General features: G+C 62.3%; 10 protein-coding genes and 1 tRNA gene. 1 reads left to right on the plus strand and 10 read right to left on the minus strand.

The genetic code is table 11. The features are described from left to right. Nucleotides 1-51 precede the first annotated feature (51 nt). The 7 genes from BMX61_RS10235 to BMX61_RS10265 form a co-directional block, all read right to left on the minus strand. On the minus strand, nucleotides 52-1,287 hold the full coding sequence (locus BMX61_RS10235; protein ID WP_075627021.1) for an ABC transporter substrate-binding protein: 1,236 nt from the start codon (nucleotides 1,285-1,287) through the stop codon (nucleotides 52-54). A 120-nt stretch (nucleotides 1,288-1,407) separates the two neighbouring features. After that, complete coding sequence (locus tag BMX61_RS10240) at nucleotides 1,408-2,436, minus strand: LacI family DNA-binding transcriptional regulator (RefSeq protein WP_075626771.1); 1,029 nt, start codon at nucleotides 2,434-2,436, stop codon at nucleotides 1,408-1,410. Between the two features lie 174 nt (nucleotides 2,437-2,610). After that, entirely contained in the window at nucleotides 2,611-4,086 is a 1,476-nt protein-coding gene (gene mctP, locus BMX61_RS10245; RefSeq protein ID WP_075626770.1) for a monocarboxylate uptake permease MctP, read from the minus strand. Further along, nucleotides 4,076-4,282 (minus strand): DUF3311 domain-containing protein, encoded by a 207-nt coding sequence (locus BMX61_RS10250; protein ID WP_075626769.1) that lies wholly within the window; start codon nucleotides 4,280-4,282, stop codon nucleotides 4,076-4,078. The genes mctP and BMX61_RS10250 overlap by 11 nt, the downstream gene beginning before the upstream one ends. A gap of 197 nt (nucleotides 4,283-4,479) precedes the next feature. Beyond that, nucleotides 4,480-5,127 carry a two-component system response regulator MctR gene (gene mctR / locus BMX61_RS10255; protein ID WP_075626768.1) on the minus strand — a complete coding sequence of 216 codons (648 nt, stop codon included), beginning with the start codon at nucleotides 5,125-5,127 and terminating at the stop codon, nucleotides 4,480-4,482. Continuing rightward, on the minus strand, nucleotides 5,127-6,494 hold the full coding sequence (mctS, locus tag BMX61_RS10260) for a two-component system sensor histidine kinase MctS (RefSeq protein WP_075626767.1): 1,368 nt from the start codon (nucleotides 6,492-6,494) through the stop codon (nucleotides 5,127-5,129). Before mctS ends, mctR begins: the two co-directional genes overlap by 1 nt. A 98-nt stretch (nucleotides 6,495-6,592) precedes the next feature. Next, the gene (locus BMX61_RS10265; protein ID WP_075626766.1) at nucleotides 6,593-7,498 is read right to left on the minus strand and encodes a LysR family transcriptional regulator; all 906 of its coding nucleotides are present in this window, start codon (nucleotides 7,496-7,498) and stop codon (nucleotides 6,593-6,595) included. Between the two features lie 63 nt (nucleotides 7,499-7,561). Between BMX61_RS10265 and BMX61_RS10270 the strand changes: the two genes are divergently transcribed. Beyond that, on the plus strand, nucleotides 7,562-10,423 hold the full coding sequence (locus BMX61_RS10270) for an FAD-binding and (Fe-S)-binding domain-containing protein (protein ID WP_075626765.1): 2,862 nt from the start codon (nucleotides 7,562-7,564) through the stop codon (nucleotides 10,421-10,423). A 129-nt stretch (nucleotides 10,424-10,552) separates the two neighbouring features. On the opposite strand, the gene BMX61_RS10275 is transcribed toward BMX61_RS10270, so the two are convergent. The 3 genes from BMX61_RS10275 to BMX61_RS24650 form a co-directional block, all read right to left on the minus strand. Further along, nucleotides 10,553-12,490, minus strand: a complete 1,938-nt coding sequence (locus tag BMX61_RS10275; protein WP_170854923.1) for a methyl-accepting chemotaxis protein — start codon at nucleotides 12,488-12,490, stop codon at nucleotides 10,553-10,555. Nucleotides 12,491-13,409: 919 nt separating this feature from the next. Beyond that, nucleotides 13,410-13,486 (minus strand) — tRNA-Met (locus tag BMX61_RS10280). Between the two features lie 68 nt (nucleotides 13,487-13,554). Further along, nucleotides 13,555-13,747 (minus strand): hypothetical protein (locus BMX61_RS24650; RefSeq protein ID WP_210186278.1); only part of this gene is annotated, 193 nt, incomplete at its 5' end.

Consider the following 13,747-nt stretch of genomic DNA (forward strand, 5'->3'; position numbering starts at 1 on the left):
CCGGAGGCAAGCCCTGGGGTTTACGCCTCCGGCCGGCGGCCATCGGGAGAATTACTGGCCGCTGTCGATGATCGACTGCATATCGTCTTGGGCGGACTTGAAGGCACCGTCGACATCGTCGCCAAACATGGCGGCGGTGATGAAGGCGGCCCAAGGCCCGTTGTTGGAATTGATCAGGTCGTTGAACTGCAGCGTGTAGGGTGTCTTGGCGACGGAGATCGCCTTCAGGCCCACGGCCATGCGCGGATCCAGGCCCTTCAAGACCTCCTCGGCAATATCCCCGCGGGTCGGCAGGCTGCCATATTTGGCCATGATCTTCTGGCCATCCATCGAATAGATGTACTGGATGAAGGTCTTGACCTGTTCGATCTTCGGCGTGCCCTTGGTGACCACGAGGTTGTCGCCACCGGCAAAGGAAGACGGCGTGCCGTTGACGCCGGGGATCAGCGTCACGCCGAAATCGATATCCGGATGCTGGGTCACCAGTGTGCCGATGGCGAAGGCGCCGAGGCTCTGCTGACCGATCTTGCCATTGGTGAAGGACAGGAAGTTGGCGCCGTTGTCGCTCGCAGCACTCGCCGGCACCAGATCCTTCTTGATCATCGTGCGATAGATGTCGACCGCCTTGCGCATTTCAGGCGTATCCAGCGTCGCCTTCTTGCCATCGGCCGAGAGAATATCGGCGCCCGCACCCCAGACGAGCGGGGTGAAGGTGAAGATCATGCAGCCGCCGCAGCCACCGCCTGAGAAATAAAAGCCGTAGGTGTCGTCGCCGAGCGCACGGATCTTCTCGGCATTGGCGGTGATTTCGTCCCAGGTGGCGGGCGCCTTGTCCGGATCGAGGCCGGCCTTGCGATAGAGGTTCTTGTTCCAGGCGAAGACCGAGGTTTCGACGGAGAGCGGCAGGCCGTAAAGCTTGTCCTCATAGGTGCCGAGACGAACATGCGACGGCGAGAGCGACTTGAAATAGGGCAGGCTCTTGGCCCAGTCGGTCAGATCTTCCAGCTGGCCGGCAGCGGCGAAGGCGGGCGTATAGATCAGATCCATCGACAGCGCGTCGGGCGCCTGGCCGCCGGCAATCGAGGTCGCATATTTCTGGACCAGCTCGCTATAGGGCACTTCCGTGAGCTGCACCTTGTCGTCGTGGCCGGTATTATAGGCTTTAACGACCTCCTTGAAGGCGTCACCGACGCCGGTGCGCACCCACATATTGATGGTTTCGGCCGAGGCCGGCTGCGTCAGCATCAGCGCGGCCAGGCTCGTTGCCGCCAGAAGCGTCTTCATCATGGTCATTCCTCCCTTGTGCGGCGCTCCTCCAGCGCCGGGCTGCATTTATTCTGGAGCATCGGATTGTCTCGGAAACCGGTTCCCACTTTCCGGTCCGATGCCCTGGCGGCCTCTCCCGCCCTACGACTCCCGCACCACCAGCCGGCACGGCAGCGTCCTCACGCCGGGCTCCACCACCCGGCCTTCGGCCAGCGCCAGAACGGTTAGCCCCGCCTGGCGCCCAAGCTCCCTCAACTCCATGTCCACCGTCGTCAGCGGCGGACGCATCTGGGCGGCGACAATCTCCCAATTGTCGAAACCCACGATGGACACATCCGTCGGAACCTTCAGGCCCCGCTCGCGCAGCGCGTCCACAACGCCGCGCGCGATCTGGTCATTGCCGCAGAAGATCGCATCCGGCGCCTCCTGCCCTTTTTCCGCCGCCTCATCCCAAAGCCGGGCAACGGCCTGATACCCCCAGCCTTCGGACCAGTCGCCGTAGACGACCGGAGCCTGACCACCCGCAACAGCCCTGAACGCCTCGGCCCGCTCGCAGACCGAGAAGAAGCTCTCCGGCCCGGTAATATGGACAAGGCGTCGCCGCCCCTGAGCGATCAGCCATTCGCTTGCCAGCCGCGCCCCATGCCCATCGTCGGAGCGAAAAGTCACGCTTCCCCGCGTTCCCTCGGTGAAGGCATAGACGACGGGCACCGGCAAATTGGACAGGTCGATCGGCAAGGACCGGTCCACACGCTTACCAGTGGCGATGATGCCGTCCACCTGCTTGTCCAGCATCGCCTCGACATGAACCTGCCCCAGCGCTGGATCATCCTCGATGGCGCAGAGAAAGACCGAGACGCCATGATCGACCAGCGCTTCGGCCACACCCGCCATCAACGGCAGGGTGAAGCGGCCATAGGTATCGTTCGTCAAAAGGCCGATCGTGAAGCTGCGCTTCGACAGGAGGCCCTTGGCCAGCGCGTTCGGCCGAAAGCCGATCTCGCGCGCAACCCGCTGCACCCGCTCGCGCGTTTCCGCGCCCATGCGCCCTGTGCCATTCAACGCTTTCGATGCCGTGGAAATGCTGACACCGGCTGCGGCCGCCAGATCATGAATGGTCAGCCGACCTTTTTTCTCCTGCGAGATTCTCGCGCTCTCTCCCAAATCCATGCACTGAGAAAAGCTTTTCCCTCCGTCATAGTCAAATGAAAAAACGTTTTCTCAGAATTTTCCTGATCGAGACGCTATCTGGATTCAGCGGCAGAAAAGCGAATGGCCCGCATGCGCTGCCATGCGGGCCATTCGTCGACGGCTATGGGTCTTGCGAGAAGTCTACATCATCACTCAGGCGGTGGCTGGTCGGCCTGTACGCAGAGCGACATTGACCAGGCAGGCGATCGCGATATTGGCGGCCAGCGCCAGCAGGCCGGTATAGACCGTAAAGGACGTGCCGCCGAGGCTGACCAGATGCAGCGGTTTCCAGCCGGCATCCCAGACCAGATAGGTGCCGCCGAAAAAGCCGACGAACCAGCCGACAAGCAGGGCCGGCGCCTGGAACCAGCGCGTATAGAGGCCGAAGACCAGTGCCGGCAGCGTCTGCAGGATCCAGATGCCGCCGAGCAGCTGCAGGTCGAGCGCGAACTGGGTCGGCAGGAAGAGGATGACCAGAAGCGCCCCAACCTTGACGACCAGCGACGTGACCTTCGCCACCTGCGCCTCGCCGGCATCGGTAACGGCCGGATTGACATAGGCCTTCCAGAAATTGCGGGTGAAGAGATTAGCCGCGCCAATGCTCATCACCGCCGCCGGGACCAGCGCGCCGATGGCGATCGCCGCAAAGGCGAATCCGGCAAACCAGCTGGGGAAAAGCGTCTGGAACAGCGCCGGTACGACGTCGTTCGGGCTGTCCAGCTTGAGACCCGCCGCATGACCCATATAGCCGAGCAAGGCGAGAAGGCCGAGCAGCAGCGTGTAGGCCGGCAAAAGCACGGCATTCTTGCGGATGGTGCGCGCGCCGGAGGAGGCGAAGATGCCGGTCAGCGTATGCGGATACATGAAGGCGGCGAGCGCGGAACCGAGCGCCAGCGAGGCGTAAGCGACATATTGATTGCCGCCGAGCAGGATATTGCCGGAGCCCTTGGCGGCAAAGGCCGCTTCCGCCGAGGCGAAGACATTGGCATAGCCGCCGAGCTTCGACGGGATCAGCGCCACGGCCGCGATCACCACGATATAAATCATAATGTCCTTGACGAAAGCGATCAGCGCCGGTGCGCGCAGGCCCGCCGAATAGGTATAGACCGCCAGGATGATGAAGGCGATCGACAGCGGGATTTCGCCGGTCAGCCCCAGCGCCTTCAGGGCCGCCGTCATGCCGACCAGTTGCAGCGCGATATAGGGCATGGTGGCGATGACACCGGTGGCGGCCACCGCCAGCTCCAGCCCGCGCGAGCCATATTGCCCGTGCACCACATCGCCCGCCGTCACGTAGCCGCGATCGCGGGCGCGACGCCAGAGAACCGGCATGACGAGGAAGACGAAGGGATAGACGATGATCGTGTAAGGCAGCGCGAAGAAGCCATAGGCGCCGACCACATAGACGAGCGCCGGCACGGCGATGACCGTATAGGCCGTATAGAAATCGCCACCCACCAGGAACCAGGTGATCCAAGTGCCGAAGGAGCGGCCGCCAAGGCCCCATTCATCGATATGGGCAAGCGTTTCCGGCCGGCGCCAGCGCGCGGCGACAAAGCCCATGACGGTGACAAGAACGAAGAAGAAGATGAAGACGGAAAGGGCGACGGGATTGATCTCAGTCGTCATCGCGCACGCTCCGGTAAGCGATATAGATCAGGATCGAAGTCAGCGGCACAAAGCCAAGCTGATACCAGTAGAAGAAGGGAAAGCCGAACAGCGCTGGCTCGCGCATATTGTAGAACGGCACCCAGAGAAGACCGATATAGGGCAGGACCAGAAGCCACAGAGCGGCCCGGCTGCCCGTCTTGGACGGACGCGACATGAATTCCTCCCGAATTCGCTAAAATAACAGCATCAGGGGTAAGCTTGCGCAGCCCTGCCGGCAAGCAGGACAGACGGCGATCTCTTTGCCCCTACCCACAAGTGGGTAGAACACGAGAGAGGCTTGGGATGTTGCCTTCAGGTCCGTCAGCGCCTTGTCTGACTGCGCCGAAGCATGTCGTGCCTTAACAAGATGATCTAGCGCACACCCTCAGGCGCGATGCCGTGATCGAGCGCATAGCGGACCAGCCCTGCGGTCGTCGCAATGCCGAGCTTCTTTTTCAGATGTTTGCGGTGGGTTTCGACGGTGGCGATAGAAAGACCAAGCGTCTCGGCGAGATCGCGGTTGTTGCGCCCCGTGGCAATCCCCATGAGGATATCCTGCTCACGTGCCGTCAGGCCCGGGCTAGAGGCCTCCACTTTCGTCCTTGCCTCCAGGATGGCGTCGTTGACGCCGGAAGAAAAGAAGGTGCCGCCGGCCATCACCGTTTCGATGGCCGCGACGATCTCGCCGGTCGAGACCTCCTTTAGGATATAGCCAGAGGCGCCGCGCAGCACCGAGGACGAGATATATTCCCTGTTGTCATGCATGGAGAGCATGAGGATGCGGGCCTGCGGCGCGACGGTGCGAAAGCGCTCGATCGCATCGATGCCGTTCAGCCGGGGCATGTTGATGTCGAGCAGCACCACGTCAGGCATCAGTGCCGCCGCCAACGCCACGCCCTCCTGCGCATCCGTGGCAGTGGCAACGACCTGCAGATGGTCATAGGTTTGCAGAATCGCCTTGAGGCCATCAAGAACGAGCGGATGGTTGTCAACGAGCAGCAGGGAGATCGGGGCCGCCATCAGGAGGCCTCCTGCAGGCGGTTGGCGGATTTCGGCATCATCGCCGTCATCACCGTGCCGCCGCCATTGCTGCTGATCATCAGGAGCCCGCGGAAATGCGCCATGCGCTCCTGCATGTTGCGTAGCCCCAGCCCGCTTACCCCCGGCAGCGCCTCCTCGGAAAAGCCGTGGCCATCATCGCTGATGCGCATGCGCGCCCGCCCCCGCTCGCTCCACAGCGTGATATCGACACGGCGCGCGCCGGCATGGCGCTCGACATTGGTCAGCGCCTCCTGGGCGATGCGGTAGAGCGCGGTCGATGGTTCCGACTTCAGCCGGTCCTCGAAGCGTTCGACCGACAAGGTCGCGTCGATCCCGGTCCGTTCGCTGAAATTGTCGCAGAGGGAACGCAGCGCCGCGACGATGCCGAGATCGTCAAGCAGGCTCGGCCGCAGGTCATGCGAAAGCCGGCGAACATCCTTGATCGCACCGTTGAGCGTCTCCACCCCTTGGGCTAAGGCGCCTTCCGCATCCGGGGCGCCCGCCGCCACCTTGCGCGCGGCAAGATCCATGCGATAGCGAACGCCGAGCAGGCTCTGCGAAATTCCGTCATGCAGCTCGCGTGCCAGCCGCGCCCGCTCCTCTTCCTGTGTGTCGATCACCCGCTGGGTCAGCTGCTTCAGCTTGGCATCCGCTAGCCGCCGCTCGCGCAGGGTGATCAGCATGCAGGTGGAAAAGACCAGCAGCGTCGCGGGAATGGCCACCAGCGCCACGATCAGGAAGGTCCAGCGGATGCGCTCGCGAATATCGCGCTTGGCTGCTTCCGTCTGGGCATAGATTTCATCGAGATAGACACCGGTGCCGACGATCCAGCCCCATTTGGCCATCGGTACGACGTAGGAAACCTTGTCCGATACATCGCCCGTGGACGGCCGCTCCCATTTGTAACGATAGAAGCCACCGCCGGCCTTGGCCTGCCGGATCAGGTTCTCGATCACCTTGTTGCCGTCGGGATCGGTCAGGTCGATCCAGTTGTGGCCGGCCAGAAAGGCCTGGCGGGGATGCACGAGATTGTTGCCCTGATCGTCATAGACGAAGAAATAGCCATCGCGGCCATAATCCAGGCCGCGCATGATCTCGATCACGCGGCTCTTCGCCGCCGCGTCATCCGGCCCCGCCGCTTCATAGACAGGGCGGATCGCCGACATGGCGAGCGACGTCAGATTGACGATTTCCGCCTCTTTGGAGTCGAGCATGTTGCGCTCGAAGGTGGAGATGCTGCTGCCGGCAAGCTCGGCCGATTGCCAGGTGATGAAGCTGGTGATCGACAGGACGGCCAACACCAGCGGAACGAGCGCAAGCGCTATGATCTGCTGCCGGAGTGTCATCGTGCCCGTCTCCCCTCGCGAAGAACACACACAGGTGGCAAAGCACAGAGTGGCGGCCGGTTCAACCAGGAATTCAGCCAGCCCCACCGCGCGCCGCATCAGGCGGCCGGCAGGCACTCGATGAAGCGCTCGGCAGCGCGTGACAAAGCGGTTCGAAACGGGGTGAGCAGGTAGATGCTGCGCGTCAAGGTGAGGTCGTCAATAAGGCGAAAGACGATCTGGTCGCTTTGCAGCACGGCCGCCGCCCGCTCGGGCAAAAGCGCAATGCCGAGATTGCGATGCACCAGCGTCAGCTGCGCAATGGTGCTGTAGGTCCGGATGCGCCCTTTCAAAAGCGCCGGCGGCAAGTCAGGATGATCGGCCAGTAGCCGGGCGATGCCGGTCTGCCCTTCGAGCGCGATCATCGCGCCTTCCGGCAGATCGGCAAGACGCAAGACACGTCCCGGCTTCGCCAAAGGGTGATCGCAATGGCAGACAAGGCCGAACCGGTCCGCACCGATCTCGCGCGCCTGAAGTGTGGAAGAACCGGCGGTTTGGCCGGCCAGCGCGAAATCCAGCCTCCGATCGGCCACCATGGCGGCAAGCCGCTCGGCGACATCGTCATGAATGACGACATCGACACCCGGATAATCCTGACAAAACCGGGCAAGTGCATCGGCCAGATAGTCCTGAACCGACGAGGGAGCGGCACCAATGGTGACGCGGCCCGTTTGCAAGGCACCGATCTGGCGCAAGCCATGAAGCGATAGTTCGAACCGGTCGAGCACGTCGCGCGCATGGTCGAGAAAGCGCCGCCCATCCTCCGTTGGCCGCACGGGCCGCGAGGCGCGGTCGAAAATCCGCGTGCCGCATTCCGCTTCCAGCGCCCGCACGGTCTCGGTCAAGGCGGACGGCACGACGCCGAGCCTGTCTGCGGCCCGGCTGAAGGAGCCTTCCTCCATCACGGTCACAGCCGCACGGAAATGACGCAATCCGATATTCGTATTTTCCGAAAAGATCTTCATATCATTCTGCTTATACGAAGCATCGGGATATGGTTCAATAGAAGCCTCATTCGCTTTGAGGTCATGATGGAACAGATCCGCTTCACCCCGCCGCATGTCTCGCTGAGCGCGCTCGCCCGCCTGCCGGCTGCGCTGCGCCAAGCAGGCTTTGCCGGGGATGTCAGCGGCGACGCTGCCTTGCTCGCCGCCATGTCGACGGACAATAGCGTCTATGCCATCCGACCGGATCTGGTGGTGGCACCGCGCGACGAGGCGGATGTGCGCTGTCTCATGCGGGTGCTGGAGCAGCCAGACTATATCGGCCTGCCGGTGACCGCGCGCGGCGGTGGCACGGGCACCAACGGCCAGAGCCTCAATGTCGGCGTTATCGTCGATTTTCAGAAATACATGAACCGCATCCTCGCGCTCGACGTCGCCGGGCAATGGGTCGAGGTCGAGCCCGGCATCGTGCTTGAAGAGTTGAACGGCAAGCTCGCCGAGCATGGGTTGTTTTTCGCGCCCAACACCTCCACCGCCAGCCGCTGCACAATCGGCGGCATGGTCGGCACCGACGCATCGGGCAAAGGCTCGCGCATCTATGGCAAGACCAGCGACAATGTCTTGGGCCTTCGGCTGGTGGGCGAAGGCGGGCTGCTGCTCGACAGTTTCGCGCAATCGCCCAGCGAAGCGGCAGCGCTGATGGAGAAGGCGCGCGACGCCTGCGCGCAGGGACGCGCGGCCCTGCTTGCCCGCGTGCCGGATCTTTCGCGCCGCTTCACTGGCTATGATCTTGCCCGTGCCTTGCCCGCGCCGGAGCGCTTCGACTGGTGGCGTCTGGCGATTGGAGCGGAAGGCACGCTCGGCCTGGTCACCCGCGTGCGGCTGAAGCTCCACCGCCGCCCGCGCCTGAAGCGATTGGTCGTGATCGCTTTCGACAGTTTCGAGGCAGCGCTGAATGCAGGCACGGCGCTTCTCGCGCACGAGCCGCTGGCCATCGAGATCATGGACGAATGGGTTCAGGATCTCGCGGAAAAGGCCGGTGTGCTGGGCGCGCTTCCGCCTGCCTTGCGCGCGCGCGACGGCCGGCCGGTATCCTACAGCTTCGTGGAATTCGTCGGTGATGACGAGGTGTCCCTTGCCCACTCCGTCGCCGCTCTCGCCAAAGCGGGCCTGGCGCTCCCAGGGGCCGTCGCCGTTCATGTGGCACGCGACGAGGTGGAGATCGCCGCCCTCTGGCAGGTCCGGGCAGCCGCCGTCGGTCTGCTTGGCAAGGTCAAAGGCCGGCGCCGGCCCGTGGCCTTCGTCGAAGATTGCGTCGTGCCGGTCGAGCATCTCGCCGCCTTCGTGCGCGACTTCACCGCGTTGATCACCGGCCACGGCCTGGCCTATGGCATCTATGGCCATGTCGATGTCGGCTGCCTGCATGTCCGCCCGGCGCTCGATCTGGGAGAAGAGGCGGACCGCGCGACCCTGCAGGCGATCTCCGACGAGGTCTTCGCGTTGACGCGCCGGCATGGCGGCATCTTCTGGGGCGAGCATGGCAAGGGCGTGCGCGGCGCCTACCTCGCCGAATTCGTCGGGATGGATGCCTATGCTGCCTTCCAGTCCGTCAAGCGGGCCTTCGATCCCCGGGGGCGGTTCAATCCGGGCAAGCTGGTCAGCGATGCGGGCCCGCTGATGGGCATTTCCACCACGCCGATGCGCGTACCCCGCATTGACGAAGCCGATCCGCTGGCGCTGGCCTTTTCGTGCAACGGCAATGCACAATGCCTGAGCTACCCCCGCGCCGGCACCATGTGCCCTTCCTTCAAGGCGACGCGCGACGTCACCCATTCGCCCAAGGGACGGGCGGAAGCGCTGCGCGCCTGGCACCAAGCCAAGCGGAGCGGAAATCTGACAGTGGGGTTGGAAGACAGCGTGCTCGCCGCACTCGATGGCTGTCTCGGTTGCAAGGCCTGCGCGACGGGCTGCCCCGTCCAGGTCGATATCCCTGAGATGAAATCGCATTTTCTGGCGGATGTGCACAGCCGCCGGGCCCGCAGTTGGGGTGACCGGGCCGCGCTGCTGCTCGAAAGCCATGCCGCCCTCCTTAGCCGAGGTCGGACGGTGCTGGCGCCGATCGCCAATCTGCTGATGCCGATGATCGGCAGGGCGATCGGCCTTGTCGACCTGCCAGCCTTCTCTAGAAATCGCCTTGCGACGGGGCCTTATCCGGTCCGCTCGGCTGAAACCATCGCGCGGCAAGAATGGAGCCCCCAGACCGTCTTCCTCTGGCAGGATCCTTTTACCGCGCTGTTCGACAGGCAGGCGGCGCTCGATCTGGCCGGAGGCTTGGCCGCCCTCGGCTATGAGCCCGTCTTTGTCGATCTCGTGACCGGTGGCAAGGCTGCTCATGGCTTGGGCGACAGGCAACGCTTCAAACGCCACGCGCAAAAGCTTGCAGCGGCTCTTGCCACTGTAGCAAAGCGCGGTCGCCCTATGCTGGGCATCGATCCCGCCTTCATCGCCATGCTGCGCCAGGATTATGTGAAAGCAGGCATCGATGTACCGCCTGTGCTGAGCGTACAGGATTTCCTGCTGGCCGAGCTGGAACGCGGCAAGGTGCTGAGGCTGCCAAAGGGTGCATCCTGGCCCGCGCGTTTTCTGCCCCACTGCAGCGAGGACGCAAAGGCCGTTTCAGCCTGGAAAGCCCTCTTTTCCGCGCTCAATGTGCCGACGAAGGTGGTGTCAGCCGGCTGCTGCGGCATGGCTGGCCTTTTCGGCCACCGTGCGCGCAGCCTGGACGTCAGCCGTGCCGTTTTCGATCTTGCCTGGGCCGATACGGTGCGTGGCGAAGAGACGGTCGCAGCCACCGGCTTCTCCTGCCGCTGTCAGGTCGAGCGTTTCACAACCGCTAAAGCCGAGCACCCTTTCCACGGGCTGGCGCAAGCCGGGCGGAAGGCCTGATGCCCAGCGCCCGGTCGCCCTCATGCGTGTGGCAGTCTCCTCAATCCCTGCTCATGCCAGGTCCATATGGCTGCAGACCGGCAAGATTGCGGGGCACGTACGCCAGATTGGCAAGCCCTTTATCCGATCTCAGTCGAACTCCTTGAAGGCATCGTCCTCGCCATCGGGACCGCCTTGCTGGAGATCCAGCGCGAAGCCGCGCACGCGTGCCTGCTGACGCGCCACGGTATGACGCCCCGCCGGCACCGGCTTTGCCGCCTGCTGTTTAGCCGCCGGCTTGCGACCGCTAGCGGCCGGGCGACCATGGTTCAGGCGCACGGGGGTTTCACTGTCGGTCGCAGAGGCGACACGGAAGAAGGCAATCGACCCCTGCATCTGCTCCGCCTGGTTCGCCAGCTTTTCCGACGTCGTGCTCATTTCCTCAGCCGCCAGCGCATTCTGCTGCGTCACCTTGTCGAGCTGCTGGATTGCCTGGTTGATCTGCGTGGTGCCGATATCCTGCTCGCGACAGGCGGCCGAGATCTCCGAAACAAGCTCGGCTGTCCGGCGGATATCCGGCACCAGACCGGCGAGCATTTCTCCCGCCTGCTGTGCCGCCTTCACCGTTTCGGAGGAGACCGACCCGATTTCCGCCGCTGCGTTCTGGCTGCGTTCGGCGAGCTTGCGCACTTCGGATGCAACGACGGCAAAGCCCCGCCCATGCTCACCGGCGCGCGCAGCCTCCACCGCGGCATTCAACGCAAGAAGATCGGTCTGGCGGGCGATTTCCTGAACGATCGAGATCTTCTCGGCAATGGTCTGCATCGCCTCGACAGCCTTGCGCACAGCCTCGCCCGAAAGCTCGGCATTTTTGGCAGAATGGCGCGCGATTTTTTCGGTCTGCGCCGCATTGTCGGCATTCTGCTTGATGTTGCCAGCCATCTGCTCCATCGAGGCGGAGGCCTCCTCGGCGGCGGCGGCCTGCTCGGTCGCGCCCTGGCTGACCTCTTCGGCACTGGAAGAAAGCGCCTGGCTGCCATCGGTCACCTGATCGGCCGCGCCGGCCACATCCACGGCAAAGGCGGTCAGGCTATCGACCAGTTCGTTGATCGACATCTTCATCCGCTGATGGTCGCCCTCGCACGCGATCTCGACCCGCTCGGTCAGATTGCCGGTGCTGACGAGATTGAGAACGCGGTTGCCCTCGGCGATCGGCAGCAGAATTGCATCGAGCATACCGTTGATGCCGGAGACGAGCTTGGCGAAGTCTCCGACGAAGCGGGTCGCCTCGCCTCGCTCGCTGAGCTTTCCGGCCGTCGATGCCAGAATCAGCCGTTGAATTTCGGCGATGATCGACCGGAAATTGCCACGTAATGTTTCGATGGTCTCGTTGATGAAGACTTTCTTGCCGGGAAACTGATCCAGTTGCGCGTCGAAATTGCCTTCGCCGAATTCCTTGACGCAGGCCATCGCCTTTTTCTTCACCGCAATATGGCCCGCCACCATGTCGTTGACGCCGCGCGCCATAGTGGCAAAATCGCCAGAGAATTTTTCGACGCGGACATAGACATCGATATCGCCGCGATCATGCTCGGACGACATGTAATTCATCTCGCTGATCAGGCCTTTGAGATTGCCGCGCAGTCTCTCGATAGCTTCATTGATGAAGGCCTTCTTGCCAGGAAAGGCCTCAAGCTTCGCTTCAAAATTGCCCTCGCTCAAGGCTTCGACGCAGGCCATCGCCTTCTTCTTGACCTGGATGTGACCCGCAGCAATGCCATTGACGTCCCGCGCCATCGTGGCGAAGTCGCCCTTGAACTGTTCCGGCGCGACGGTCACATCGATATCGCCACGCTCATGCTCGGACGCCATGTGAGCAATCCGCTCGCGTAACGCCGAGGCTGGGACGGCGACGGCATCGAGAAGCGCGTTGACAGCCTGAAGCATCTCCTGCGCTTCGTCGGTGGCGTCGTCGAGCTGAGCACGCTCGGCTAACTTTCCCTCCGCCAGGGCTTGCGTAAGCCGGCGAATTTCCCGCAGGGCCGTTTGCGGCTGGGACGTCTTTTTCAGTCGAACATAGAGTGACATGGCTGGTCAATCTCCTGGATTCTGGAAAGCCGGCGAACAGGTGGTACACATTTCAGGATCGAGCTCTAGGGAGGCGCTGGTCAAAATTGGATAAGTCCGACCTTGGATCGGACTGTGTCGGCCTTGCCCAAATGCATCAGCTACCGGAAGAGATCGCGGAGCAGCGATCTGTCGCATATGCGGATTCACACGCTTGATCGGGCCCGAGAGCGCTTGCGAACATGCATCCTCTTTGCCGCACATGTTTCGACGTCTGCGCTGCAAGACAGGGGGATCAAGGTCCCATCGTTCAAACCGGTCCTTTCCTCGACTCATCCCATAGACGGCTTGGAAAAGAGATACGGCGGATTGATTAAATGACTTCTAAAATGAAGACTTTAAGCAAAGTCGACCCACCCCTCCACGAACGGTGACCGAATGCTTTGCCTGTCGTGGATCACGACGCGGCAGGAGCAGGCACCAAAGCCGGGAGATCACCAAGCGTACGCATATTTCGCTGATATGCATCAGGCGCCGTCGGCGCGTCTCGCTGCCTGGAGCAGCGGATATGATTGATAAAGCAGCATAATATCCAAATGATGCGTCAGTCTTTTACTGCCTGCCAAGCTCGGCGGCGGCTGCACAAAGAAAACACGATTTCTAGAAAAACTGAGACAGAGAAAGATCACACTGCCAATGGGCAGCATGAGGTTGAGGGAGCCAGATCCAACGAGGTACTGTCTTCTTGGAAATCAAGTCGCGAGACCTGACGAGGGCTAAGGTCAATGCCGGCGCCCCTCAGCGGCATGGCGCATGTCCCCTCCCCCGGTCTGTTCTGAGAGACAAGACCACTGGAAGACAAATGCGGGGCGTTCACGTCCGATGAACGCAAAGAGCCTCCCGAGGGAGGCTTGTCACACTGAGATCGAGGGGGAATGTTTGGTTGCGGGGGCAGGATTTGAACCTGCGGCCTTCAGGTTATGAGCCTGACGAGCTACCGGGCTGCTCCACCCCGCGTTATCGCGTTTTTGCGTCAGCAAAATACGCCGCGTTTTTGCGTCAGCAAAATACGCCGCGTTTTTGCTTCAGCAAAATACCGCCCGATTTTTGCGTGAGCAAAATACGCCATGTTTTTTCTTCAGCAAATATTGGCGTCCGGTCGCGTTTTTGCGTGAGCAACATACGGTTGGTTTGCCCGGAGGCCGACGGCATTTGCCGTTTTCCATAGCGTTGGTTTTATGTTTGTTTTGTGAGTTTTGTTTTCTTGCGCTTAGCAGA

This window comes from Xaviernesmea oryzae, from assembly GCF_900109605.1.
Taxonomy (GTDB): Bacteria; Pseudomonadota; Alphaproteobacteria; order Rhizobiales; family Rhizobiaceae; genus Xaviernesmea; species Xaviernesmea oryzae.